The organism is Ramlibacter sp. JJN2-2R (genome assembly GCF_057747835.1).
The window spans coordinates 3,409,587-3,432,338 of the sequence record NZ_CM173226.1 but is presented as its reverse complement, the minus strand read 5'-3'; the positions used below and the strand labels follow the sequence as shown (position 1 = coordinate 3,432,338).

Below are 22,752 nucleotides of genomic sequence, written 5' to 3'. Positions count from 1 at the left end.
CGCGGCAGGTCACTGTTCCTTCTTCTCGTTCTTGTTCTCGATGATCTGCGTCTTGCTCACGAGGACGGGGCGGCCCTTGAGCTGGTTGAGCGCCTGCGCGAGCTGGAAGTCCTTGTCGGAGCCCAGTTCGGGGATCTTGCGCTCGGCCAGCGGCTTGCGGGCTTCCTCCTCGGCCTTCTTGCGGGCCTCCTCGCGCAGCTTCTCGAGCGCGGGGTCGCGCGCCTCGGCGCCCTGGCCGCTGGACAGGTGCTTCTCGAGGTCGGCCTCGCGCACGCGCAGCAGCGACAGCAGGTTGCCTTCGGCGCTCTCGTCGACCAGCACGTCGGGAACGATGCCGCGCGCCTGGATGGACTTGCCGCTGGGCGTGAAGTAGCGGGCCGTCGTGAGCTTCAGGCCCGTGTCGGGGCCGAGCGGCCGCACGGTCTGCACCGAGCCCTTGCCGAAGGTCTGGCTGCCCAGGATGGCGGCGCGCTTGTGGTCCTGCAGCGCACCGGCCACGATCTCGCTGGCGGAGGCGGAGCCTTCGTTGACCAGCACGACCAGCGGCACGGACTTGAGCGCGGCCGGCAGGCGGCGCAGCGGGTCGGCGCCGGAGCGGCGCTGGTAGAACTCGGGCGCGGCCTTGTAGACGAACTTGCTCTCCGGCAGCTGGCCGTTGGTGGACACCACCGTGACGTTCTCGGGCAGGAACGCCGCGGAGATGGCCACGGCCGCATCGAGCAGGCCGCCCGGGTCGTTGCGCAGGTCCAGCACCATGCCCTTGAGGTTGGGCTCGGCCTTGTAGATCTCGTCGACCTTGCGCACGAAGTCGTCGACGGTGCGCTCCTGGAACTGGGACAGGCGGATCCAGGCATAGCCGGGCTCGACCACCTTGCCCTTGACCGACTGGGTCTTGATCTCCTCGCGGGTGACCGTGACCGGGAAGGTGCGGCTCTCGTCCTTGCGGAAGATGGTCAGGGTGACCTTGGTGTTCGGCTCGCCGCGCATCTTCTTGACGGCGTCCGACAGCGACAGGCCCTTGACCACGGTGTCGTCGATCTTGGTGATCAGGTCGTTGGGCTTGAGGCCGGCGCGGTAGGCGGGCGAGCCCTCGATCGGCGAGACCACCTTGACCAGGCCGTCCTCCTGCGAGATCTCGATGCCCACGCCGACGAAGCGGCCGGACGTGCCCTCGCGGAATTCCTTGAAGGACTTCTTGTCGAAATACTGCGAATGCGGGTCCAGGCTGGCCACCATGCCGGAGATGGCATCGCTGATCAGCTTCTTCTCGTCGACCGGCTCGACATAGTCGGTCTTGACCATGCCGAACACGGCTGCCAGTTGCTGAAGCTCCTCCAGCGGCAGCGGGGCGAGGGAGCCGCGGGCGACGGTCTGCAGGGAAACCGTGGTCAGTGCGCCGGCGAGCGCGCCCACCGAAATCCAGCCGGCAATCTTCAGTTTCTGGCTCATGGGAAAGTCAAGGTCCTCTCGCGAAGGCAATTTATACACCTGAGAACACGTTCAGACCCCAGCATTCCGCCGGGGTTCCGGAAGAGCGCGTACTCACGTGCAAAAAGACCGCGCCGGGCACGCCGTCGGTGCGCCTGGCGATCGGGGGCCATGGCGGTCAGGCCTTGCCCTGGTTGGCGACCGCCGCCGCGGCCCGGGCCGCCGCCTCGGCATCGCCCAGGTAGTAGTGGCGGATGGGGCGCAGGTCGCCGTCCAGCTCGTAGACCAGCGGGATGCCGTTGGGGATGTTCAGCCCGACGATCTCGTCGTCCGAGATGCCGTCGAGGTACTTGACCAGGGCGCGGATCGAATTGCCGTGGGCCGACACCAGCAGCCGGCGGCCGGAGCGGATGGCCGGGGCCATCGATTCGTTCCAGTAGGGCAGCACGCGCGCCACCGTGTCCTTGAGGCACTCGGTCAGCGGCACCTGGCCGTCCATGCCGGCGTAGCGCGGGTCGCCGCGCTCGGAGCGCGGGTCGGCCGGCTCCAGCGCGGGCGGGGGCACGTCGTAGCTGCGGCGCCAGACCAGCACCTGGTCGTCGCCGAACTTCTTGGCCGTCTCGGCCTTGTTCAGGCCCTGCAACGCGCCGTAGTGGCGCTCGTTGAGCCGCCACGACTTGACGGTCGGCAGCCACGCGCGGTCCATCTCGTCCAGGCAGTGCCACAGGGTGTGGATGGCGCGCTTGAGAACGCTGGTGTGGCAGACGTCGAATTCGTACCCCTCCGCCCTGAGCAGGCGGCCGGCCGCCTTGGCCTGCTCCACGCCGGCGGCGGTGAGGTCCACGTCGGTCCAGCCGGTGAAGCGGTTGTCGAGGTTCCAGGTCGATTCGCCGTGGCGAACCAGAACGAGCTTGTACATGGGCAGTCGGGGCCGGGCAAAACCATGGATTCTAGAATCGCGGGTTTGCGCCGTGAGGCGCGCGACTGGACAAAGATGGATTTCATCATCAAGAACTGGATGCTCATTGCCGTGGCGCTGGCCTCCGGCGGCATGCTGCTGTGGCCCGCGATGCGCGGCGCGGCCGCCGGCGGACTGACCGCTTCGGGCGCCGTGCAGCTGATCAACCGCGAGAAGGGGATCGTCGTGGACGTGTGCGAGCCCGACGAGTTCGCCGCCGGCCACGTGACCGGCGCGCGCAACGTGCCGCTGGGCCAGCTGGAGCAGCGCCTGCCCGAGGTGGTCAAGAACAAGGCCCTGCCGGTGATCCTGGTGTGCGCCAGCGGCGCCCGCGCCAACCGGGCGCTCGCCACCGCCAAGAAACTGGGCTACGACAAGGCCCAAGTGCTGGCCGGCGGGCTCAAGGCCTGGAAAGACGCTAACCTGCCGGTCGAGAAGGCTTGAAGTCAGGAGCACCATGCAACCCGTCACGATGTACACCACCGCCGTCTGCCCGTATTGCATCCGGGCCAAGCAGATCCTCCAGGCGCGCGGGGTGGAGCACATCCATGAAATCCGGGTCGATGCCCAGCCGCAGGAGCGCATGAAGATGATGGAGATCACCGGCCGGCGCACCGTGCCGCAGATCTTCATCGGCGACACCCACGTAGGCGGCTGCGACGACCTGATGGCCCTGGACGGCCGCGGCGGCCTGATGCCGCTGCTCAACGGGGCTTGAACGCGGGCCTGAGATAATCCCGCGCTGAACCGAACCCCCGGCCCGCGGGCATCGACCCGGCGGGCCTTTCCATTTCACGAGAGCACACCATGGCCGACCAACAGGACCCCGTCTTCCAGATCCAGCGCGTCTACCTCAAGGAGGCCTCGCTGGAGCAGCCCAATTCGCCCGCCATCCTGCTCGAGCAGGAGCAGCCCTCCGTCGACATCCAGCTGGGCGTCGAGGCGGGCCAGGTGGCCGAGGGCATGTACGAGGTGTGCGTCACCGCCACCGTCACGACCAAGATCAAGGACAAGACGGTGTTCCTGGTCGAGGCCAAGCAGGCCGGCATCTTCGAGATCCGCAACCTGCCCGAGGACCAGATGGGCCCGGTGATGGGCATCGCCTGCCCGCAGATCGTCTACCCGTACCTGCGCGGCAACGTGTCGGACATCATCACCCGCGCCGGCTTCCCGACCGTGCACCTGGCCGAGATCAACTTCCAGGCCATGTACGAGCAGCAGCAGGCGCAGATGGCCCAGCAGGTGGGCGCGTCCTCGCAGATCATCACCTCGGCCTGACGGCCGGCGCGCCGCGATGAAGCTGCTCGTGCTCGGCGCCGGTGCCTGGGGCACGGCGTTGGCCGCGAGCGCGGCACCGCGGCACGACGTGACGCTCTGGGCGCGCGACGCCGCCCAGGCGCAGGCGCTGCGCGAGCAGCGCGAGAACCGCCGTTACCTTCCGGGCATCGAACTGCCGCCGTCGCTGCGCATCGCCGCCGGCGACGCACCGGCAGCACTGGCCGCCGCGCAGGACCTGGTCGTCATCGGCACGCCCGTGGCCGGCCTGCGCGCCATGCTGCAGGCCCTGGCCGGCTGCAGCGCGCCGGTGGCCTGGCTGTGCAAGGGCTTCGAGGCACCCGTCCTCCAGCCGCACGGCCTGCTTGGCCACGAGATCCAGGCCGAGGTCGCCCCGGCATTGCAGGGTGGCGCGCTCACCGGCCCGAGCTTCGCGCAGGAGGTCGCGCGCCGGCAGCCCACCGCGCTCGTCGCGGCCAGCCCCCACGCCGTCGTGCGCGAGGCGCTGGTGGCGGCTTTCCACAGCGCCAGCGTCCGCGTCTATGCCAACGACGACCTGGTCGGCGCCGAGGTGGGCGGCGCGGTGAAGAACGTGCTGGCCATCGCCTGTGGCCTGTGCGACGGTCTCGCGCTGGGGCTCAATGCCCGCGCGGCGCTGATCACGCGCGGGCTGGCCGAGATGACGCGCCTGGGCGTGGCCCTGGGCGGCCGCGCCGACACCTTCATGGGGCTGTCCGGCCTGGGCGACCTGGTCCTCACGGCCACCGGCGACCTGAGCCGCAACCGGCAGGTGGGCCTGCTGCTGGCGCAAGGCCGCAGCCTGGCCGAAGCCGTGGCGTCCCTGGGCCACGTGGCCGAGGGCGTGTATTGCGCCCGCACGGTCGTGGCGCGCGCGCAGCGCCTGGGCCTGGAGATGCCGATCGCCCGCGCCGTGGTGGCGGTGCTCGATGGCACCGTCCAGCCGGCGCAGGCCGTGGCCGGGCTGATGGGACGCGATCCGGCCGCCGAAGGCCGCTAGCGTCCGACCGCTGGCCCGGCGGGCACCGCCCCGCTGGATGCTTTCTCCACCAGCAGCGGGAAGAGCGCCGGTCCCCGGCCCGCGCTCAGGTCCGCGGATCGATCTGCGCCAGCGCGTCGGCGATGGGTTGCGCGTCCTGCGGGCGCACCAGCTTGGCCACCTCCTGGCCGTCGCGCATGAACACCAGGGTCGGCCAGAGCTTGACGCCGAACGAGCGGCCGAGGCGGCGGCCGCTGCCGTCCTCGATCTTCACGTGCCGCACGCCGGGATGGGCCGCCAGCGCCTGCGCAATCTTGGGCTGGGCGCCGCGGCACCAGCCGCACCAGGCGGTGCCGAATTCGATCAGGGCCGGGCCGGTCCACGCATCGACCTCGTCGCGCGCCGGCTCCTTGTCGAGATAGGTCGTTTCCATCGCGTCATTGTCGACCGGCCGCGCGCCGCCGTGGGCGACCCGGCCCGCTCCGGTGCGAATCCGATGCGGCTATGCTCGCCGCATGCCCGAAGCATTCGATTTCAGCGCGGCGGCCGTGGCCGAGCTCGCGCGCCGCGACGCCGCGCGCGCCCTGGAGGAAGACGTGGGCGCCGGCGACCTGACCGCGGGCCTGGTGGACCCCGGCCGGCGCGCCCGCGCGGTCGTCATCGCCCGCGAGGCGGCCGTCCTGTGCGGCGGTCCCTGGTTCGTCGCCGCCGTGCGGCAGATGGACCCGCAGGCCACGATCACCTGGGCCGTGCCCGAGGGCGGCCGCACCAGCGTGGGCCAGCCGGTGGTGGAGCTCCGCGGCGCCGCCCGGTCGTTGCTGACGGCCGAGCGCACCGCGCTCAACTTCCTGCAGCTGCTCAGCGGCGTGGCGACCAAGACCGCCACCTACGTGCAGGCCGTGCGCGGCACGCGCGCCCACATCGTCGACACGCGCAAGACGCTGCCGGGCCTGCGGCTGGCGCAGAAGTACGCCGTGCGAACCGGCGGCGGCACCAATCACCGCATCGGCCTCTACGACGCCGTGCTCATCAAGGAAAACCACATCGCCGCCGCCGGCGGCGTGGGCGCCGTGCTGGCCGCTGCCACCCAGGTCGCGCCGCGCGCCGCCTTCGTCGAGATCGAGGTCGAGACGCTCGCGCAGCTCGAGGAGGCGCTGGCCGCCGGCGCGAAGATGGTGCTGCTCGACAACATGGACCTGCCGACGCTGCGCGAGGCGGTCCGCCTCAACGCCGGCCGCGCCATCCTGGAGATCTCGGGCGGCGTCACGCTGGAGGGCCTGCGGGCCCTTGCGGAAACCGGCGTGGACCGCATCTCCATCGGTGCACTCACCAAGGACGTCAAGGCGACGGACTATTCCATGCGCTTCCAGGACCTCTGACCATGTCGGCCGTCATTCCCATCAAGGACGTCGAGTACGAGCAGCCCGTCGGCGACGCCTGCAGCACCAGGCATGCGTGGGCGCGCGTGCCGGCCGAACCGTCGGCCGCCGAACGCGCCGAGCTCAAGGCGCGGATCAAGCGCCTGCTGCGCGAGAGAAACGCGGTGCTGGTGTCGCACTACTACGTGCATCCCGACCTGCAGGACCTGGCCGAGGAGACCGGCGGCATCGTGAGCGATTCGCTCGAGATGGCGCGCTTCGGCCGCGACCACCCGGCCCAGACCCTGGTCGTCGCCGGCGTGCGCTTCATGGGCGAGACGGCCAAGATCCTGTCGCCCGAAAAGCGCGTGCTGATGCCCGACCTGGACGCCACCTGCTCGCTCGACCTGGGCTGTCCCATCGAGGAGTTCAGCGCGTTCTGCGACGCGCACCCGGACCGCACGGTGGTGGTCTACGCCAACACCAGCGCCGCGGTGAAGGCCCGCGCGGACTGGCTGGTGACGTCCAGCTGCGCGCTTGACATCGTGCGTGCGCTCAAGGACAAGGGCCACAAGATCCTGTGGGCGCCCGACCGGCACCTGGGCGGCTATATCCAGCGCGAGACCGGCGCCGACATGGTGTTCTGGAGCGGCTCGTGCATCGTGCACGACGAGTTCAAGGCGTTCGAGCTGGAGGCGCTGAAGAAGGAGCATCCGCACGCCAAGGTGCTGGTGCATCCCGAGTCGCCCGCCGACGTGGTGGCCCTGGCCGACGCGGTGGGCTCCACGTCCGCGATCCTGAAAGCCGCGCGAGAGCTGGATGCCACGGAGTTCATCGTCGCCACCGACAACGGGATGATGCACAAGCTGCGCACGCTCAACCCCGGCAAGGTGTTCTACGAGGCGCCGACGGCGGGCAACAGCGCCACGTGCAAGAGCTGCGCGCATTGCCCGTGGATGGCGATGAACGGCCTGGCCGGGCTGGCGCAGGTGCTGGAGACCGGCGCCAACGAGATCCTGGTCGACGCGGCCGTGGGTGAGCGCGCCCGGCTGCCGATCGATCGCATGCTGACCTTCACGGCGGCACTGAAGAACGGGATGCCGCCCGGCGCGCTGGTGCCGGACATCGGCGCGGCCTGAGGCCCGGCGGCGGGCCGCCGATGCGCATCGGCCTCATCTCGGACACCCACGGCCTGCTGCGCCCGCAGGCGCTGGCGTTCCTGCGCGGCAGCGACCACATCGTGCATGCCGGCGACGTCTGCGACGCGTCGGTGCTGCACGAGCTGGCGCGCATCGCGCCGTTGACGGCCGTGCGCGGCAACAACGACACCGGCCCCTGGGCCGCCGCGCTGAACGAAACCGAGCAGCTGGAGCTCGGTGGCGTCCTGCTGTTCGTGATCCACGACCTGGCGCAGCTGCGCCGGCAGGCGCGGCCGCCGGGTGCGCGCGTGGTCGTCTCGGGCCATTCGCACCGGCCCTCGGTCCGCGAGGAGGACGGCGTGCTCCACGTCAATCCGGGCAGCGCGGGACCGCGCCGGTTCAAGCTGCCGATCGCCGTGGGCGAACTGCTGGTGCAAGGCGGGAAGGCCGAGGCGCGCATCGTCCACCTCGATCCCTGAGGCGGCCGCCCGCTAGACTGCGCTCCCAAGGACGGAGAGCGCCCCATGCCCAAGATCCCCGAGGACGTCCAGCCGGCGAGCTGGCACCGCCATTTCGCGATGGAAGCCAACAACGGCGCCTGGGCGCTGGCCGAAGCGTGGACGGCCGGCGCCGACCCCGCACCGCTGCTGGACGCCGCGCACGCAGCGGCCTGGCACTGGAACGCGGTGGGCACCGAGCTGCATCGCATGCGCGCCGCCATGCTGCTCGCCCAGGCCCATGCGCTCGCGGGCCTGGCCGACAGCGCGCATGCCCATGCGACGCGGGTGCGTGACTACTTCGTCGCCCGTCCCGAGACCCCCGACTGGGAGCTGGCTTTCGCGCACGCGATCCACGCCCATGCCGCCCACGCGGCCGGCCGGCGCGACGAGCACGTGCGGTCCCACGCGCTCGCCGTGGCGGCGCTGGCCGCGGTCGCCGACGAGGAGGACCGCCGCATCGTGGAGCGCACCTTCCGGCTGGTGCCGGCCCCCTGACGCCCACCTCCCGCTGGCTGGACCGCGCCACGGCGCGCGTCTATAGTCCGCTGCCCGCGCGCGGCGCGACGACCGACCCCCACCCGTGCCCCAGTTCCTCTACCGCATCGAGCCGACCCGGATCGGCATGCTGACCGAAGGCCCGACCGAGCGCGAGGCGCGCATCGTGGGCGAGCACTTCGCGTACCTGCAGGCCCTGGTGGCGCGCGGCACGCTGCTGATGGCGGGCCGCACGCTGAACGCCGACGAGAGCACCTTCGGCATCGCGGTGTTCGAGGCCGCCGACGAGGCGCAGGCCCGCGCGCTCATGGAGGGCGATCCCGCCGTGCGCGAGGGCGTCATGCGCGCGCAGCTGTTTCCGTACCGCGTGGCGCTGTGGTCGCCGCGCGGGCCGGCCGAAGGCTGAAGGCGCGCGCAAGGCAAGGAACGGCACGAGGAGATGCGAATGCGGGAATGGATTGGAATGGTGGCGCTGTGCGGCAGCCTGGGCGCCTGCGCCGTGGCGCCGGCCCCGGCGGGCGGCAGCGCCGCGCGCGACGCGGTGATCGCCGCCGAGCGGGCCTTCGCCAGGTCGATGGCCGAGCGCGACCTGCAGGCCTTCGGCCGCCACGTGTCCGAGGAGGCCGTGTTCTTCGGCACGCCCGAGCCCCTGCGCGGCCGCGCCGCCGTGGTGCAGCACTGGTCGCGCTGGTACACGGGCGCGCAGGCGCCGTTCTCGTGGGAGCCGCAGGAAGTCGAGGTGCTGCCCAGCGGCAACCTGGCGATCAGCAGCGGCCCCGTGCGCGATCCGCAGGGCAAGCTCGTGGCGCGCTTCACCTCCGTGTGGCGGCTCGAGGCCGACGGCCAGTGGCGCGTCGTCTTCGACAAGGGCAACCCCGTGTGCGACTGCGCGAAGTGACGCAGGCAGGCGCGGGCCGGCGGACGGCGCCGCGGGTGGTGCTGCGCCCGCCGCAGCCCGGCGACGAGGCGGAGTTCGTCGCCGCCGTCCGCGCCAGCCGTCGCCTGCACCACCCGTGGGTGCGCCCGCCGCAGACCCGCGCCGACTTCCTGCAGTACCTCGAGCGCATGGCCGCGCCCGGCCAGCATCCGTTCCTCGTGTGCCGCCGCGACGGCGGCGAAATGGTCGGCGTCATCAACCTCACCAACGTGATCCTGGGCAGCTTCCGCAGCGGCTACCTGGGCTACTACGCGTTTGCCGGGCAGCAGGGGCAGGGGCTGATGCGCGAGGGGCTCGCGGCGGTGGTGCGCCAGGCCTTCGGCGCGCTGAAGCTGCACCGCCTGGAAGCCAACATCCAGCCGGCCAACGCGCCCTCGATCGCGCTCGTGCGTGCGTGCGGCTTCCGGCTGGAGGGCTACTCGCCGCGCTACCTGAAGATCGGCGGCCGCTGGCGCGACCACGAGCGCTGGGCGATCCTGGCCGACTGAAGGCGCGGTCGCGCTTGGGTGAATAATCGCGCATGGAGACCAAGTGGCTCGAGGACTTCGTGAGCCTGGCCGAAACGCGCAGTTTCAGCCGCTCGGCGCAGCTGCGGCACGTCACGCAGCCGGCCTTCTCGCGCCGCATCCAGGCGCTGGAGGCCTGGGCCGGCACCGACCTGGTGGACCGCAGCTCGTACCCGACGCGGCTGACGCCGGCGGGTGAGACGCTGTACACGCAGTCGATCGAGGTGCTGCAGGCGCTGCAGACGGCCCGCGCGATGCTGCGCGGGCATTCGTCCGCGGCGCAGGACGTCATCGAGTTCGCGGTGCCGCACACGCTGGCCTTCACCTTCTTCCCCGCGTGGGTGTCCAGCCTGCGCGAGAAGTTCGGACCGATCAAGAGCCGCCTGATCGCGCTGAACGTGCACGACGCCGTGATGCGCCTGGTCGAGGGCGGCTGCGACGTGCTGATCGCGTACCACCACGCCTCGCAGCCGTTCCAACTGGATGCCGACCGCTACGAGATGGTCACGCTGGGCGAGGAGGTGCTGGCGCCGTACTGCAAGCCCGACGCGTCCGGCGAGCCGATGTACCGCCTGCCCGGCCGCGCGGCGAATCCGCTGCCGTACCTGGGCTATGCGCCCGGCGCCTACCTCGGCCGGGTGACCGACCTCATCCTCAAGCAGTCGGGCACCGCCATCCACCTCGACCGCGTGTACGAGACCGACATGGCCGAGGGCCTGAAGGTGATGGCGCTGGAAGGCCACGGCGTCGCGTTCCTGCCGCACAGCGCGGTGAAGAAGGAACTGCGCGCCCGCAAGCTGGTGCCGGCGGCGCCGCCGGGGCTGCCGCTGGAGATGGCCATGGACGTGCGCGCCTACCGCGAGAAGCCCTCCGGCCGCGAGCCGCCCAAGGGCACCACGCAGGCTCTCTGGAGCTATCTCCTGGGCCAGGCAACGCCCCGCTGACGAGTTCGCAGGCCGCGTGGCGCCTGCATCATGCATTCCTTGCATGGGGCTTCGCCCAAACGGCATTGGCTGGCGCGACAGGGCCCGACTACAGTTCGCGCCACTTTCGCAACCCCTGAAGTCCATGGCCAACGCCCACCGCACCGAACGTGATTTCCTCGGCGAGAAACAGATCCCCGCGCATGCGTACTGGGGGGTGCACACCGCCCGGGCGGTGGAGAACTTCCCGATCTCGGGCACGCCGGTGTCGGCGATGCCGGAGCTGGTGAAGGCCTTCGGCTACGTGAAGAAGGCGACGGCCCGGGCCAACCTCGAGCTGCGCGTGCTGGACGACAGCCGGGCCTACGCCATCATGGCCGGCTGCGAGAAGCTCATCGCGGGCGAGCACCACGACCAGTTCGTCGTCGACGTGATCCAGGGCGGCGCCGGCACCTCGACCAACATGAACGCCAACGAGGTGATCGCCAACCTGGCGCTGGAGCGGCTGGGGTTCGAGAAGGGCCGCTACGACGTGCTGCACCCCAACGACCACGTCAACGCCTCGCAGAGCACCAACGACGTCTATCCCACCGCGGTGCGCCTGGCGCTGTGGTTCGGCATCGACACGCTGCTGAACTCGATGGCCTTCCTGCGCGCCGGCTTCGAGGCCAAGGCCGAGGAATTCAAGTCGGTCCTGAAGATCGGGCGCACGCAGCTGCAGGACGCGGTGCCGATGACCCTGGGCCAGGAGTTCTCCACCTATGCCGTGATGCTGGAGGAGGACGAGGCGCGCCTGCGCGAGGCCCGGGCCCTGATCCAGGAAATCAACCTGGGCGCCACCGCCATCGGCACCGGCATCAACGCGCCGCACGGCTACGCGGAGCTGGCCTGCCGGCTGCTGGCCGACATCAGCGGCGTGCCGGTGGTCAAGGCCAAGAACCTGGTCGAGGCGACGCAGGACACGGGAGCCTTCGTGCAGCTGTCGGGCGTGCTCAAGCGGGTGGCCACCAAGCTGTCCAAGACCTGCAACGACCTGCGCCTGCTCTCCAGCGGACCGCAGGCGGGCTTCGGCGACATCAAGCTGCCCGCGCGCCAGGCCGGCTCGTCGATCATGCCCGGCAAGGTCAACCCGGTGATCCCGGAGGTGATGAACCAGGTGGCCTTCGAGGTGATCGGCAACGACGTGACCGTGACCCTGGCCTCCGAGGGCGGCCAGCTGCAGCTCAATGCGTTCGAGCCGATCATGGGCTGGAGCCTGTACAAGAGCATCCAGCACCTGTCCAACGCCTGCATCACGCTGCAGGCCCACTGCGTGTCCGGCATCGAGGCCAACCATGCCCTGCTGGCGCGCCGCGTGCGCGAGTCGGTGACCCTGGTGACGGCGCTCAACCCGGTCATCGGCTACGAGAAGGCGGCCCTCATGGCCAAGACGGCCATCGCCACCGGCGCGCCGCTGGACGAAGTGGCGGAATCGCTGGGCATCCTGACCCGCGCCGAGATCGAGGCGCTGCTCGTGCCCGAGAAGCTGACCCAGCCGCTGCGCCTGGAGGCGCAGGGCAAGGCGGCGGCATGAAGCGTGCTTGAGGGGACCGCCCCGGGATCCGGTTGTCAGCCATTCAGGGTAATCCCCGAAGGCCGACACCCTAGAATTTCGTTCTCAGGCACACCCCCCAATTTTCCCAGGAGATAGACATGAAGAAGGTTCTGTTGGCTGCCGCGATCGCCGCCGCCACCGCCGGCACGGCGTTCGCCCAGGCGAGCGACACGATCGCCAAGGTGAAGAACTCGGGCGTCGTCACCATGGGCGTGCGCGATTCGTCGGGCGCGCTGTCGTACACGCTGGGCGACGGCAAGTACGCCGGCTTCCACTACGAGCTGTGCCAGCGCATCATCGCCAACCTCGAGAAGCAGGTCGGCAAGAAGCTGGAGGTCAAGTACCTGCCGGTGACCTCGCAAAACCGCATCCCGCTGGTGTCCAACGGCACCGTCGACATCGAGTGCGGCTCCACCACCAACAACCTGGCCCGCCAGAAGGACGTGGCGTTCGCCGTCACCACCTACGTCGAGGAAGTGCGCATCGCGGTGAAGGCCAACTCCGGCATCACCTCGCTGGCGCAGCTCAAGGGCAAGACCGTGGCCACCACCACCGGCACCACCTCGGTGCAGCTGCTGCGCAAGCACGAGCGCGCCGCCGGCATCGACTTCAAGGAAGTGTTCGGCAAGGACCACGCCGACAGCTTCCTGATGCTCGAATCGGGCCGCGCCGACGCCTTCGTGATGGACGGCCAGATCCTGGCCGGCAACATCGCCACCAGCAAGAACCCGGCCGACTTCAAGATCGTCGGCGAGCCGATCAGCGTCGAGCCGATCGCGATCATGCTGCGCAAGGACGACCCCGCCTTCAAGAAGCTGGCCGACGACACGCTCAAGGACCTGATGAAGTCGGGCGAGATCGCCAAGATCTACGACAAGTGGTTCGTCCAGCCGATCCCGCCGAAGAACACCAAGGTGGGCCTGCCCGCCAGCGACGCGACCAAGGCCGCCTGGGCCAACCCGAACGACAAGCCGGTCGAAGAGTACGCCAAGAAGTAAGCGGCCCGCCGTGCCGCAGCAACAGACCCCGCCCTGCGCCTTGCCGCAGGCGGGGTTTGTGCTTATGGTCTGCCGGAGCGCGCCGGCGTCGCCCGCGGCGGCACACCGCGCAACGATCAACTGACGAGGGGCCCCGGAGGGGGAGAACGATCCATGGCTTGGGACTGGCAGGTTTTCTGCAAGAACACGACGGAGGGCACGCTCGAGGCGGGGTGCTGGGCCCGGGGCGGCGACGTCACGTACCTGCAGTGGATGATGCAGGCGTGGGGCTGGACGCTCTCGGTGGCCGCCTGCGCCTGGGTGGTGGCCATCGTGGTCGGCGCCCTGGTCGGCACGGCGCGCACCCTGCCCAACAGCCCGTGGCTGGTGCGCCTGGGCAATGCCTGGGTCGAGCTGTTCCGCAACATCCCGATCCTGGTGCAGATCTTCATCTGGTACTTCGTGGTGCCGAAGATCTTCCCCGCCTTCCGCGAGGTGCCCGGCTTCCTGCTCGTGGTGCTGGCGCTGGGCTTCTTCACCTCGGCGCGCATCGCCGAGCAGGTGCGCGCCGGCGTCCAGGCGCTGCCGCGCGGCCAGCGCTACGCCGGCATGGCCATGGGCTTCACGACCGCCCAGACCTACCGCTACGTGATCCTGCCGATGGCCTTCCGCATCATCCTGCCGCCGCTCACCAGCGAATCGATGAACCTGCTGAAGAACTCGTCGGTGGCCTTTGCGGTCTCGATCGCCGAGCTGACCATGTTCGCCATGCAGGCGCAGGAAGAGACCTCGCGCGGCATCGAGATCTACCTGGCCGTCACGGGGCTCTATGCGCTGTCGGCGTTCGCGGTGAACCGGGTGTTCGCGTTCATCGAGAAGAAGGTGCAGATCCCCGGCTTCATCGTGGCCGGCGGCACCGGCGGGGGCCACTGACATGGACCTCTCGTTCTTCAGCTGGGACCTGATCAGCAAGTACGTCATCAACGGCTTCTGGTTCAGCGTCCAGCTCACCCTCATCTCCACGCTCGGCGGCATCGTGTTCGGCACGATCCTGGCGCTGCTGCGCCTGTCGGGCAAGCCGGTGCTGGCGCTGCCGGCCGCCATCTACGTCAACGGCATGCGGTCGATCCCGCTGGTGATGGTGATCCTGTGGTTCTTCCTGCTGGTGCCGATCATCATCGGCCGGCCGGTGGGCGCGGAATACTCGGCCATCATCACCTTCATCGCCTTCGAGGCCGCGTACTTCAGCGAGATCATGCGCGCGGGCATCCAGTCGATCCCGCGCGGGCAGGTGTTCGCGGGCCAGGCGCTGGGCATGACGTACGGCCAGAACATGCGCCTGGTCGTGCTGCCGCAGGCGTTCCGCAACATGCTGCCGGTGCTGCTGACGCAGACCATCATCCTGTTCCAGGACACGTCGCTGGTCTATGCCATCGGCGCCTACGACCTGCTCAAGGGCTTCGTCACCGCGGGCAAGATCTATGGCCGGCCGGAAGAGGCCTACCTGCTCGCCGCGATCGTCTACTTCATCATCTGCGTCGGCCTGTCGTTCCTGGTCAAGCGCCTGCAGGCCCGCATCGCCATCATCCGGTAATGGTTCCCCTCCGAAGCGCCTTCGGCGCCTCCCCCTCAAGGGGGCGCCACCAGCGGCCCGGCAAAGCCGGTTCCGTGGTGGCCCCCGTATTCCGCCTCGCGCTTGCGTGCCGCGCGCGCCCGACCAACCTCGCCCCTGATCGGAGCAACTGATGATCGAGATCAAGAACGTTTCCAAGTGGTACGGCCCGGTGCAGGTGCTGACCGATTGCTCCGTCACCATCAACAAGGGCGACGTGGTCGTCGTCTGCGGCCCGTCCGGCTCGGGCAAGTCCACGCTGATCAAGACCGTCAACGGCCTGGAGCCGATCCAGAAGGGCACAATCAGCGTCGACGGCATCGCCGTCAACGATCCCAAGACCGACCTGCCCAAGCTGCGCAGCCGCGTGGGCATGGTGTTCCAGCACTTCGAGCTGTTCCCGCACCTGTCGGTCACCGAGAACCTGACCATCGCGCAGATGAAGGTGCTGGGCCGCAGCACCGACGAGGCCAAGGCGCGCGGGCTGAAGATGCTCGACCGCGTGGGCCTGATGGCGCACAAGGACAAGTTTCCCGGCCAGCTCTCGGGCGGCCAGCAGCAGCGCGTGGCCATCGCCCGCGCGCTGTCGATGGACCCGATCGTGATGCTGTTCGACGAGCCCACCTCGGCGCTCGACCCCGAGATGGTGGGCGAGGTGCTGGACGTGATGGTGGGCCTGGCCAAGGAAGGCATGACCATGATGGTGGTCACGCACGAGATGGGCTTCGCCCGCAAGGTGGCCAATCGCGTGATCTTCATCGACGTCGGCGGCCGCATCCTGGAGGACTGCTCGAAGGAGGAGTTCTTCGGCAACCCTGACGCGCGCCAGCCGCGGACCAAGGACTTCCTGAACAAGATCCTGTCGCACTGAAGCGCTTCGCACTGAAGCGTGTCGCGCGGAGGCGTGTCGCACGGAAGCGCTCCGTGCGCTGCGGACGCCTCGAAGCTCGGGTCGCGACTGTCTGGTCAGATGAAGCCGCGGGGGCGGCGCGGCAGGCGGCGTCCGTCGGGGGCTCATGCCGTGGCGGTTCCGTGCTGCGCTGCGCTCGCACAGGAACATCGCGCGCCTTGCGTGGCCGGCCCGCAGCGGCCGAACTCGTTGCGCGCTGCGCGCGCCACTCAGACAAGCGGCCGCAAGCCAGTGGTTCATCGACGAGCTTCGCTCCTGCGTCGCTCGCAGCGGGCCGGCCACTGCGGCGTGCCGCCCCGGAAATCGCCCCCGCCAGACACCGCCTGCCGCGCTGGGCACCTTGTGCGCGATCGGGCAGGGGCCTCGGTCAAGCCGCATCTGTTCTCCGCCGCAGCCCAGGACCAGCGCTCGTGCGAACGCGTGGATTCCCGCTTTCGCGGGAATGACAGGGGAGGGTGCATGGGCGTGGCCGGCCACGCATGGGCGTCCGGCGCGCGCGCCCATGTGCGCCCAGGCATGTGCGCCCAGGCATGTGCGCCCAGGCATGTGCGGACAGGCATGTGCGGACAGGCATGTGCGGACAGGCATGTGTGCCAGGCATGGGCGGCGGGGCATGGGTGGCGGGGCATGGGTGGCGGGGCATGGGTGGCGGGGCATGGGCGGCGGGGCATGGGTGGCCGGGCACGCGGCCAAGAGAGGCATGGCCAAGGCTTCCGCGGGCGGCTCGGCCCGGTGGGGGCTCCCACCGCTGCTGCCAGGCGGCAGGGCGATGCACGTCGGGGGCGATTTCTGGCCTGAGCGTTGCCGCAGGGGCGCGGGCCCTGGCGAGCTCCCGCAGGGAGCGCAGCTCGACATGAACGTCTGACTCGCGGCACGTGTCTGAGCGGAGCCGTAGGCGCAGCGAGTTGTGCCGCGTGGGCCCGCGCCCCGGAAGGCGGCGCGCGACTGTGCGTGAGCCGCAGGCGAAGCACGGAGAGGCCAGCATGAGCCCCTGGCGGGCATCGCCCTGCCGCCCGCCCCAGGTGCCCACCCAACGCACCTGTGCCCTGCCCGCACCCGCACCCGCACCCGCACCCGCACCCGCACCCAGCCCGTGCCCGTGCCCGTGCCGTGCCGTGCCCGTGCCCGTAGAGAAGCCCTCTAGACCTTTGCACTCAACGCAGAGCTGCTTCCCCAACAAGGACGACCGCCGATTCGCGCGATCCACTCTGGGACAATTCGTCCCATGCTGAACGAACTGACCATCACCCGCCCCGACGACTGGCACCTGCACGTGCGGGACGGCGCGGCCATGGCGGCGGTGGTGCCGCACACCGCCGCGCAATTCGCGCGCGCGATCATCATGCCCAACCTCAAGCCGCCGGTGACCACCGCGGCGCAGGCGGTGGCTTACCGCGACCGGATCCTCGCGGCCGTGCCCCAGGGCATGCGCTTCGAGCCGCTGATGACGCTGTACCTCACCGACAACCTGCCGCCCGAGGAGATCCGGCGCGCCAAGGAAGCCGGCGTGGTCGCGGTCAAGCTGTACCCGGCTGGCGCCACCACCAACAGCGATGCGGGCGTCACCGACATCCGCAAGACGTACCGCACGCTCGAGGCGATGCAGCGCGAGGGCCTGCTGCTGCTCGTGCACGGCGAAGTCACCTCGCCGGACATCGACCTGTTCGACCGCGAGGCCGAATTCATCGACCGCCAGCTGATCCCGCTGCGCAAGGACTTCCCCGGCCTGAAGATCGTGATGGAACACATCACCACCAAGGAAGCCGCCCACTACGTGCGCGACGAAGGCGCCAACACGGCGGCGACGATCACCGCGCACCACCTGCTCTACAACCGCAACGCCATCTTCCTGGGCGGCGTGCGGCCGCACTACTACTGCCTGCCGGTCCTCAAGCGCGAGACACACCGGCTGGCGCTGGTGGAGGCCGCGACGTCCGGCCATCCCAGGTTCTTCCTCGGCACCGACAGCGCCCCGCATGCGGCGCACCTGAAGGAGCACGCCGTCGGCTGCGCCGGCTGCTACACCGCCCTCGGGGCCATGGAGCTGTACGCCGAGGCGTTCGATGCCGCCGGCGCGCTCGACCGGCTGGAGGGCTTCGCCAGCTTCCACGGCGCGGACTTCTACGGCCTGCCGCGCAACACCGGCACGCTCACCCTCAGGCGCGAGTCCTGGACCGTGCCGGACACGGTGCCGTTCGGCGAGGCGCAGCTCAAGCCGCTGCGCGGCGGCGAGGCGCTGGCATGGAGGGCGGCATGAACGCGATGGCGGGCGAGCCAGCGGCGCTGCTGATCGATGCCGACAACCTGTCGGCCGCCGGCATGGAGCAGGCCCTGGCCACGCTGCGCGAGCGGGGGCTGGCCCTGTCGGTGCTGCGCGCGTACGGCAGCCTCGAGACGCTGACGGCGGCCAAGGCCTTCCTGCAGCGCCACGGCGGCAAGGCGGTCGTGAACCACGGCGTCGGCACCACCGACGCCGCCCTGGTCGTCGATGCCATGGACCTGCTGCATGCCGGGCAGCTGCCGGCCACGGTGGCGATCGGCTCGGGCGACGGTGACTTCGCCCCCCTGGCCGTGCGGCTGCGCGAGGCCGGGCGCCAGGTGCTGTGCTTCGCCCAAGGCCACAAGGCCGCCGTCGCCGACCTGCAGCGCGTCTATGCGGACGTTGTGCTGGTCGACGAGGCGCCGGCCGCCCGGACCGCGGCCAAGAAGGCCGCCGCCGGCGCGCGCAAGACGGCGGCGAAGGCGCCGGCGCCCCGGGCCGCCAAGGCGCCCGCCGCCCCCGCGCCCCGTCACGCCGCTCCCGCGCCGCGCAAGAGCGCGGACGACGGCGCCGATGCGGTGCTGGACGTGCTGGAGTCGATTCCCGCGCTGCGCCGCGGCGAGGACGTGGCGCTGAACGAGGTGGTCAAGAAGCTGCGCGACGCCGGGCTGATGGGCAAGAGCGCCGGGGCGTCGAGCTTCTTCAAGAAGTTCGCGCTGCCGGTCCAGCTGATGCCGGCCCGGCAGCCCAACCAGATCCGGCTGCTGCGCGAGGACGATTGACCGCGCCCGACTGGACAGCGCCCTGGTACGCCCCGTGGCGTGGCCCGGGCGAGCGGGTGCACGGCCGCTGGCAGGCCGGCACGGCGCTGCCGCAGGCGCTGAACGCCGAGCCCGGCGCGCCGGTCCGGTTCGCGCCGCAGTCCGCGTTGCCCGAGGGCGAGCCCTACGAGCGCTTCATCCACGCCACCGGGCAGTGCCCGACGCGCGAGAACCTGCACGACTTCTTCAACGGCCTGTGCTGGATCGGCTGGCCGCGCACCAAGAAGCGGCTCAACGAGCTGCAGGCGCAGGAGATCGCACGCGGCGGCATCGGCGGCCGGCGCGGACCGGTGCGCGATGCGATCACCGTGTTCGACGAGAACGGGCTGCTGCTGGACGCGCCGGCTCCGTTGTGGGCGGCGCTGCTCGAGCGCGACTGGCAGCGGCTGTTCGTCGGTCTGCGGCCCTTGTGGGCGCAGGCGCGCGTCGTGATCGTCGGCCATGCGCTGCTGGAGAAGCTGGCGGCGCCGCGCAAGGACATGACGGCGCACGTTTGGGCGGCTCCGGCCCCATTGCACGATCCGGCCGCGGCCGACGCCTGGCTGGCCGGCCAGTGCACCCCGCAGCGGCTGGCCGCCAAGCCGTTGACCCCGCTGCCGGTACTGGGAATTCCAGGCTGGTGGCCTGACAACGAGAACTTTTCTTTTTATGCTGACTCAGTGGTGTTCAGGCCGCGCAAGCCATGAGAAGGCAGCACGGGGCGCATGCGGCCAAGCCAGCGCGCTTGAGTTCGGCCGGGGAGGCCCCATCTTTCGCGCGAGCCCGTTGACTCACATGGAGCCAGTCCAATGAAAAGAATCTTCCTGTTCCTCGCCACCAACCTCGCGGTCGTGGTGGTGCTGGGCATCGTCGCCAGCCTGCTGGGCGTCAACCGCTACCTCACGGCCAACGGGCTGAACCTGGGCATGCTGCTGGGCTTCGCGTTCGTGATGGGCTTCGGCGGCGCCATCATCTCGCTGCTGCTGTCCAAGCCGATCGCCAAGTGGAGCTCCGGCGTCCAGGTCATCGACGGCAGCGGCTCGCCCGACGAGCGCTGGATCGTGGAGACGGTGCGCGGCTTCGCCAACAAGGCCGGCATCGGCATGCCCGAGGTCGGCATCTTCCAGGGCGAGCCCAACGCGTTCGCCACCGGCGCCTTCAAGAACGATGCGCTGGTGGCCGTGTCCACCGGCCTGCTGCAGGGCATGACGCGCGAGGAGGTCGAGGCCGTCATCGGTCACGAGGTGGCGCACATCGCCAACGGCGACATGGTCACCATGACGCTGATCCAGGGCGTGATGAACACGTTCGTCGTGTTCCTGTCGCGCGCCATCGGCTACCTGGTGGACGGCTGGCTCAACCGCGGCGAGCAGCGCAGCGGCCCGGGCATCGGCTACATGATCACCACCGTGGTGCTCGACATCGTGTTCGGGTTCCTGGCCGCGATCATCGTGGCCTGGTTCTCGCGCCAGCGCGAGTTCCGCGCCGACCGCGGCTCCAGCGACCTGATGGGCCGCCGGCAGCCCATGATCAACGCCCTGGCGCGCCTGGGCGGCATGGTGCCCGGCGAGCTGCCCAGGAGCCTGCAGGCCATGGGCATCACCTCGGGCGTGGGCAAGCTGTTCTCGACCCACCCGCCGATCGAGGAGCGCATCGCCGCGCTGCAGAACGCGCAGGCCTGAGCCCGGCCGGTGCCAGCAGGAAGGCCGCCCTCGGGCGGCCTTCCTTCATGGGGCGGGGCGTCCTCAGTCCTTCACCAGCGCGGCAACGTCGGCGGGGTCCATGCCGTACATCTCGGCGAACTCCTCGACCGACTTGCCGCTGGCGCGGAACGCGCGCAGCAAGGCTTCCTGGCGCGCGGCCTTCTGGCCCACGGCCGCGAGGGCGTCGTCCAGCAGCGGGCGGCTCGCCTCGTGCTGGCCGAAGCGCTCGCGGTAGGCGTCGCGGCCCAGGCCCGAGCGCTCGATGGCGCCGGCCAGCTGTTCGACGGCCCGGCTGCGCGCCGCCGGCTCCTGCGGCGTGCCGCTCTTGCGCCGGTACAGCTCCAGGATCGCGTGGTGCACGTGTTCGGGGGCGACCGGCTCCACCGGCTGGCCGGCCAGGTCGTGGCGCGGCAGGCCGCCCGCGACGGCTTCCAGGTAGCGGGTCGAGCGGGTGTGCAAGCCCAGGGCGACCTTGAGCTCCTCGGCCGGCAGGCGGTCCGGATGCGCGCTGCGCAGGTCCTCGAAGACGCCGAGCTTCAGGGGCAGGAAGCGCGCGCCGAACAGGAGCGGGTGCAGCTCGTAGAGCGTGTGCAGCAGCGGGTGCACGGATCGCCCGGCGGGCTTGCGGCGCTTCTTCGCCGCCGGGGCGGCGGGCTGGGCGGGGGAGCTGTCGGTCACGGGATCACTCATGGTTCATTTGCAAGGGTGGGGGCGATGCTGCGCGCGACCGCCTCACCGACCTTGATGCCATCGACGCCGGCGGACAGGATGCCGCCGGCGTACCCGGCGCCTTCGCCCGCGGGATAGAGGCCGCGGACGTTCAGGCTCTGGAAGTCCTCGCCGCGCGTGATGCGCAGGGGCGACGAGGTGCGGGTCTCGACGCCGGTCAGCACCGCGTCGTGCCGGTCGAAGCCGGGGATCTTGCGGCCGAAGGCCGGCAGCGCCTCGCGCAGCGCCTCGATGGCGTACGGGGGCAGGGCAGGGTGCAGGTCGTCCAGCTTCACGCCCGGCTTGTACGAGGGCAGCACTTCGCCCAGCGACGTCGAGGGCCGGCCGGCGACGAAGTCGCCCACCAGCTGGCCGGGCGCCTCGTAGGTGCCGCCGCCCAGCACGAAGGCGCGCGACTCGAGCTCGCGCTGCAGCGCGATGCCGGCGAGCGGACCGCCCGGGTAGTCGCGCGGGTCGATCGACACCACCATGCCGGCGTTGGCGTTGCGCTCGTTGCGCGAGTACTGGCTCATGCCGTTGGTGACGACCCGGTTCGCCTCCGACGTGGCCGCGACGACGGTGCCGCCCGGGCACATGCAGAAGCTGTAGACGGCGCGGCCGTTGCTCGCGTGGTGCACCAGCTTGTAGTCGGCGGCGCCCAGCAGCGGGTGGCCGGCGTGCCGGCCCCAGCGCGCGCGGTCGATCATGCCCTGCGGGTGCTCGATGCGAAAGCCGATCGAGAACGGCTTGGCCTCCATGAACACGCCGCGCGCATGCAGGGCCTCGAAGGTGTCGCGCGAGCTGTGGCCCAGCGCCAGCACGACGTGGTCGGCCCGCAGCTCGGAGGTGGCGCCGGTGTCCTGGTGCAGGATGCGCAGGCCCCGCAGGTGCCTGCCGCCGGGGCCGTCCTCGACGAGGAAGTCGGTCACGCGCTGCTGGAAGCGGATCTCGCCGCCCAGCGCCACGATCTGCTCGCGCATGGACTCGACCACCTTGACCAGCTTGAAGGTGCCGATGTGCGGATGCGCGACGTACAGGATCTCCGCCGGCGCGCCGGCCTTGACGAATTCGCCCATCACCTTGCGGCCGAGGTGGCGCGGATCCTTGATCTGGCTGTACAGCTTGCCGTCCGAGAACGTGCCCGCGCCGCCTTCGCCGAACTGCACGTTGCTCTCGGGCTGCAGCACGCGCTGGCGCCACAGGCCCCAGGTGTCCTTGGTGCGCTGGCGCACGGTCTTGCCGCGCTCGAGGACGATGGGCCGCAGCCCCATCTGCGCCAGCACCAGGGCGGCAAAGATGCCGCAGGGGCCGAAGCCGATCACCACCGGCCGCGGCGAGGGCGCCGTGGTGGCGGTGACGGGCGGGCGCCATTCCATGTCGGGCGTCGCGTCCACGTGCGGGTGGCGCTCGAACTGCGCGAGCAACGCGGCTTCGCGCGCCGGATCGACCAGGGCGAGGTCCACGATGTAGACGGCCAGCAGCTCGGCCTTGCGGGCGTCGAAGCTGCGCTTGAACACCGCCAGCGAGGCGATGTCGGATGGCGCGATGGCGAGCAGCCGGGCCGCGGCTTCACGCAGCGGCGCTTCCGGCTGCTCCGCCTGCGCGAGGGAGAGCTTGAGTTCGGAGATGCGGATCACGGCTTGTGTCGATCAAGCAGTTGGCCCGGCGGGCG

General features: G+C 70.5%; 26 protein-coding genes. 21 read left to right on the top strand and 5 right to left on the bottom strand.

From position 1 onward, the window contains the following. Positions 1-9 precede the first annotated feature (9 nt). Both AC3ANR_RS16635 and gpmA read right to left on the bottom strand, forming a co-directional pair. Entirely contained in the window at positions 10-1,449 is a 1,440-nt protein-coding gene (locus AC3ANR_RS16635; protein WP_488289217.1) for a S41 family peptidase, read from the bottom strand. A 157-nt stretch (positions 1,450-1,606) separates the two neighbouring features. Then, complete coding sequence (gpmA, locus tag AC3ANR_RS16630; RefSeq protein WP_488289216.1) at positions 1,607-2,347, bottom strand: 2,3-diphosphoglycerate-dependent phosphoglycerate mutase; 741 nt, start codon at positions 2,345-2,347, stop codon at positions 1,607-1,609. 75 nt (positions 2,348-2,422) lie between these two features. On the opposite strand from gpmA, the gene AC3ANR_RS16625 reads away from it, so the two are divergent. From AC3ANR_RS16625 to AC3ANR_RS16610, 4 genes are all read left to right on the top strand, one after another. Next, on the top strand, positions 2,423-2,830 hold the full coding sequence (locus tag AC3ANR_RS16625; protein ID WP_488289215.1) for a rhodanese-like domain-containing protein: 408 nt from the start codon (positions 2,423-2,425) through the stop codon (positions 2,828-2,830). A 13-nt stretch (positions 2,831-2,843) separates the two neighbouring features. After that, the gene (gene grxC, locus AC3ANR_RS16620; RefSeq protein WP_488289214.1) at positions 2,844-3,104 is read left to right on the top strand and encodes a glutaredoxin 3; all 261 of its coding nucleotides are present in this window, start codon (positions 2,844-2,846) and stop codon (positions 3,102-3,104) included. An 89-nt stretch (positions 3,105-3,193) separates the two neighbouring features. After that, complete coding sequence (secB, locus tag AC3ANR_RS16615; RefSeq protein ID WP_488289213.1) at positions 3,194-3,664, top strand: protein-export chaperone SecB; 471 nt, start codon at positions 3,194-3,196, stop codon at positions 3,662-3,664. Positions 3,665-3,680: 16 nt separating this feature from the next. Then, the gene (locus tag AC3ANR_RS16610; protein ID WP_488289212.1) at positions 3,681-4,679 is read left to right on the top strand and encodes an NAD(P)H-dependent glycerol-3-phosphate dehydrogenase; all 999 of its coding nucleotides are present in this window, start codon (positions 3,681-3,683) and stop codon (positions 4,677-4,679) included. 85 nt (positions 4,680-4,764) lie between these two features. On the opposite strand, the gene AC3ANR_RS16605 is transcribed toward AC3ANR_RS16610, so the two are convergent. Further along, a complete protein-coding gene (locus AC3ANR_RS16605; protein WP_488289211.1) occupies positions 4,765-5,091 on the bottom strand; it encodes a thioredoxin family protein in 327 nt (108 codons plus the stop codon). 82 nt (positions 5,092-5,173) lie between these two features. Here AC3ANR_RS16605 and nadC point away from each other — a divergent pair, with 82 nt between their 5' ends. The 17 genes from nadC to htpX all read left to right on the top strand — a co-directional run bounded on the left by nadC (position 5,174) and on the right by htpX (position 20,351). Continuing rightward, positions 5,174-6,037, top strand: coding sequence for a carboxylating nicotinate-nucleotide diphosphorylase (gene nadC / locus AC3ANR_RS16600; protein ID WP_488289210.1), 864 nt, complete (start codon positions 5,174-5,176; stop codon positions 6,035-6,037). A gap of 2 nt (positions 6,038-6,039) precedes the next feature. Beyond that, positions 6,040-7,155 carry a quinolinate synthase NadA gene (gene nadA / locus AC3ANR_RS16595; RefSeq protein WP_488289209.1) on the top strand — a complete coding sequence of 372 codons (1,116 nt, stop codon included), beginning with the start codon at positions 6,040-6,042 and terminating at the stop codon, positions 7,153-7,155. Between the two features lie 20 nt (positions 7,156-7,175). After that, positions 7,176-7,634 carry a metallophosphoesterase family protein gene (locus AC3ANR_RS16590; protein ID WP_488289208.1) on the top strand — a complete coding sequence of 153 codons (459 nt, stop codon included), beginning with the start codon at positions 7,176-7,178 and terminating at the stop codon, positions 7,632-7,634. A 45-nt stretch (positions 7,635-7,679) separates the two neighbouring features. Then, entirely contained in the window at positions 7,680-8,150 is a 471-nt protein-coding gene (locus AC3ANR_RS16585) for a hypothetical protein (protein WP_488289207.1), read from the top strand. Positions 8,151-8,235: 85 nt separating this feature from the next. Further along, a complete protein-coding gene (locus tag AC3ANR_RS16580) occupies positions 8,236-8,556 on the top strand; it encodes a YciI family protein (protein WP_488289206.1) in 321 nt (106 codons plus the stop codon). Between the two features lie 39 nt (positions 8,557-8,595). Continuing rightward, complete coding sequence (locus AC3ANR_RS16575) at positions 8,596-9,048, top strand: YybH family protein (protein WP_488289205.1); 453 nt, start codon at positions 8,596-8,598, stop codon at positions 9,046-9,048. Beyond that, entirely contained in the window at positions 9,045-9,575 is a 531-nt protein-coding gene (locus tag AC3ANR_RS16570; RefSeq protein WP_488289204.1) for a GNAT family N-acetyltransferase, read from the top strand. The genes AC3ANR_RS16575 and AC3ANR_RS16570 overlap by 4 nt, the downstream gene beginning before the upstream one ends. A 32-nt stretch (positions 9,576-9,607) precedes the next feature. Then, on the top strand, positions 9,608-10,537 hold the full coding sequence (locus AC3ANR_RS16565; protein ID WP_488289203.1) for a LysR substrate-binding domain-containing protein: 930 nt from the start codon (positions 9,608-9,610) through the stop codon (positions 10,535-10,537). A gap of 124 nt (positions 10,538-10,661) precedes the next feature. Continuing rightward, the gene (locus tag AC3ANR_RS16560; RefSeq protein ID WP_488289202.1) at positions 10,662-12,089 is read left to right on the top strand and encodes an aspartate ammonia-lyase; all 1,428 of its coding nucleotides are present in this window, start codon (positions 10,662-10,664) and stop codon (positions 12,087-12,089) included. Between the two features lie 119 nt (positions 12,090-12,208). Further along, positions 12,209-13,108 (top strand): amino acid ABC transporter substrate-binding protein, encoded by a 900-nt coding sequence (locus tag AC3ANR_RS16555; RefSeq protein ID WP_488289201.1) that lies wholly within the window; start codon positions 12,209-12,211, stop codon positions 13,106-13,108. 153 nt (positions 13,109-13,261) lie between these two features. Further along, positions 13,262-14,020, top strand: a complete 759-nt coding sequence (locus AC3ANR_RS16550; protein ID WP_488289200.1) for an amino acid ABC transporter permease — start codon at positions 13,262-13,264, stop codon at positions 14,018-14,020. Position 14,021: 1 nt separating this feature from the next. Further along, positions 14,022-14,681: an amino acid ABC transporter permease gene (locus AC3ANR_RS16545; protein WP_488289199.1), complete on the top strand. Its 660-nt coding sequence runs from the start codon at positions 14,022-14,024 to the stop codon at positions 14,679-14,681. A gap of 151 nt (positions 14,682-14,832) precedes the next feature. Next, a complete protein-coding gene (locus AC3ANR_RS16540) occupies positions 14,833-15,570 on the top strand; it encodes an amino acid ABC transporter ATP-binding protein (protein ID WP_488289198.1) in 738 nt (245 codons plus the stop codon). 1,264 nt (positions 15,571-16,834) lie between these two features. Further along, positions 16,835-17,866, top strand: coding sequence for a dihydroorotase (gene pyrC, locus AC3ANR_RS16535; RefSeq protein WP_488289197.1), 1,032 nt, complete (start codon positions 16,835-16,837; stop codon positions 17,864-17,866). Next, a complete protein-coding gene (locus AC3ANR_RS16530) occupies positions 17,863-18,651 on the top strand; it encodes an NYN domain-containing protein (RefSeq protein WP_488289196.1) in 789 nt (262 codons plus the stop codon). Before pyrC ends, AC3ANR_RS16530 begins: the two co-directional genes overlap by 4 nt. Next, entirely contained in the window at positions 18,648-19,376 is a 729-nt protein-coding gene (locus tag AC3ANR_RS16525; protein ID WP_488289195.1) for a DUF3025 domain-containing protein, read from the top strand. The genes AC3ANR_RS16530 and AC3ANR_RS16525 overlap by 4 nt, the downstream gene beginning before the upstream one ends. 102 nt (positions 19,377-19,478) lie before the next feature. Then, a complete protein-coding gene (htpX, locus tag AC3ANR_RS16520) occupies positions 19,479-20,351 on the top strand; it encodes a protease HtpX (protein WP_488289194.1) in 873 nt (290 codons plus the stop codon). A gap of 63 nt (positions 20,352-20,414) precedes the next feature. Here htpX and AC3ANR_RS16515 read toward each other — a convergent pair whose 3' ends face one another. Further along, complete coding sequence (locus AC3ANR_RS16515) at positions 20,415-21,062, bottom strand: ProQ/FinO family protein (RefSeq protein ID WP_488289193.1); 648 nt, start codon at positions 21,060-21,062, stop codon at positions 20,415-20,417. Then, positions 21,059-22,717 (bottom strand): NAD(P)/FAD-dependent oxidoreductase, encoded by a 1,659-nt coding sequence (locus AC3ANR_RS16510; protein WP_488289192.1) that lies wholly within the window; start codon positions 22,715-22,717, stop codon positions 21,059-21,061. Before AC3ANR_RS16510 ends, AC3ANR_RS16515 begins: the two co-directional genes overlap by 4 nt. Positions 22,718-22,752: the final 35 nt, after the last annotated feature.

Coding starts and splice junctions, on each gene's coding strand:
- AC3ANR_RS16565 (WP_488289203.1), top strand. CDS start 9,608: ATGGAGACCAAGTGGCTCGAGGACTTCGTGAGCCTGGCCGAAACGCGC.
- AC3ANR_RS16555 (WP_488289201.1), top strand. CDS start 12,209: ATGAAGAAGGTTCTGTTGGCTGCCGCGATCGCCGCCGCCACCGCCGGC.
- AC3ANR_RS16585 (WP_488289207.1), top strand. CDS start 7,680: ATGCCCAAGATCCCCGAGGACGTCCAGCCGGCGAGCTGGCACCGCCAT.
- AC3ANR_RS16635 (WP_488289217.1), bottom strand. CDS start 1,449: ATGAGCCAGAAACTGAAGATTGCCGGCTGGATTTCGGTGGGCGCGCTC.
- AC3ANR_RS16560 (WP_488289202.1), top strand. CDS start 10,662: ATGGCCAACGCCCACCGCACCGAACGTGATTTCCTCGGCGAGAAACAG.
- htpX (WP_488289194.1), top strand. CDS start 19,479: ATGAAAAGAATCTTCCTGTTCCTCGCCACCAACCTCGCGGTCGTGGTG.
- AC3ANR_RS16575 (WP_488289205.1), top strand. CDS start 8,596: ATGCGGGAATGGATTGGAATGGTGGCGCTGTGCGGCAGCCTGGGCGCC.
- nadA (WP_488289209.1), top strand. CDS start 6,040: ATGTCGGCCGTCATTCCCATCAAGGACGTCGAGTACGAGCAGCCCGTC.
- AC3ANR_RS16530 (WP_488289196.1), top strand. CDS start 17,863: ATGAACGCGATGGCGGGCGAGCCAGCGGCGCTGCTGATCGATGCCGAC.
- AC3ANR_RS16625 (WP_488289215.1), top strand. CDS start 2,423: ATGGATTTCATCATCAAGAACTGGATGCTCATTGCCGTGGCGCTGGCC.
- secB (WP_488289213.1), top strand. CDS start 3,194: ATGGCCGACCAACAGGACCCCGTCTTCCAGATCCAGCGCGTCTACCTC.
- AC3ANR_RS16540 (WP_488289198.1), top strand. CDS start 14,833: ATGATCGAGATCAAGAACGTTTCCAAGTGGTACGGCCCGGTGCAGGTG.
- AC3ANR_RS16545 (WP_488289199.1), top strand. CDS start 14,022: ATGGACCTCTCGTTCTTCAGCTGGGACCTGATCAGCAAGTACGTCATC.
- AC3ANR_RS16515 (WP_488289193.1), bottom strand. CDS start 21,062: ATGAGTGATCCCGTGACCGACAGCTCCCCCGCCCAGCCCGCCGCCCCG.
- AC3ANR_RS16605 (WP_488289211.1), bottom strand. CDS start 5,091: ATGGAAACGACCTATCTCGACAAGGAGCCGGCGCGCGACGAGGTCGAT.
- pyrC (WP_488289197.1), top strand. CDS start 16,835: ATGCTGAACGAACTGACCATCACCCGCCCCGACGACTGGCACCTGCAC.
- AC3ANR_RS16550 (WP_488289200.1), top strand. CDS start 13,262: ATGGCTTGGGACTGGCAGGTTTTCTGCAAGAACACGACGGAGGGCACG.
- gpmA (WP_488289216.1), bottom strand. CDS start 2,347: ATGTACAAGCTCGTTCTGGTTCGCCACGGCGAATCGACCTGGAACCTC.
- AC3ANR_RS16590 (WP_488289208.1), top strand. CDS start 7,176: ATGCGCATCGGCCTCATCTCGGACACCCACGGCCTGCTGCGCCCGCAG.
- grxC (WP_488289214.1), top strand. CDS start 2,844: ATGCAACCCGTCACGATGTACACCACCGCCGTCTGCCCGTATTGCATC.
- nadC (WP_488289210.1), top strand. CDS start 5,174: ATGCCCGAAGCATTCGATTTCAGCGCGGCGGCCGTGGCCGAGCTCGCG.
- AC3ANR_RS16610 (WP_488289212.1), top strand. CDS start 3,681: ATGAAGCTGCTCGTGCTCGGCGCCGGTGCCTGGGGCACGGCGTTGGCC.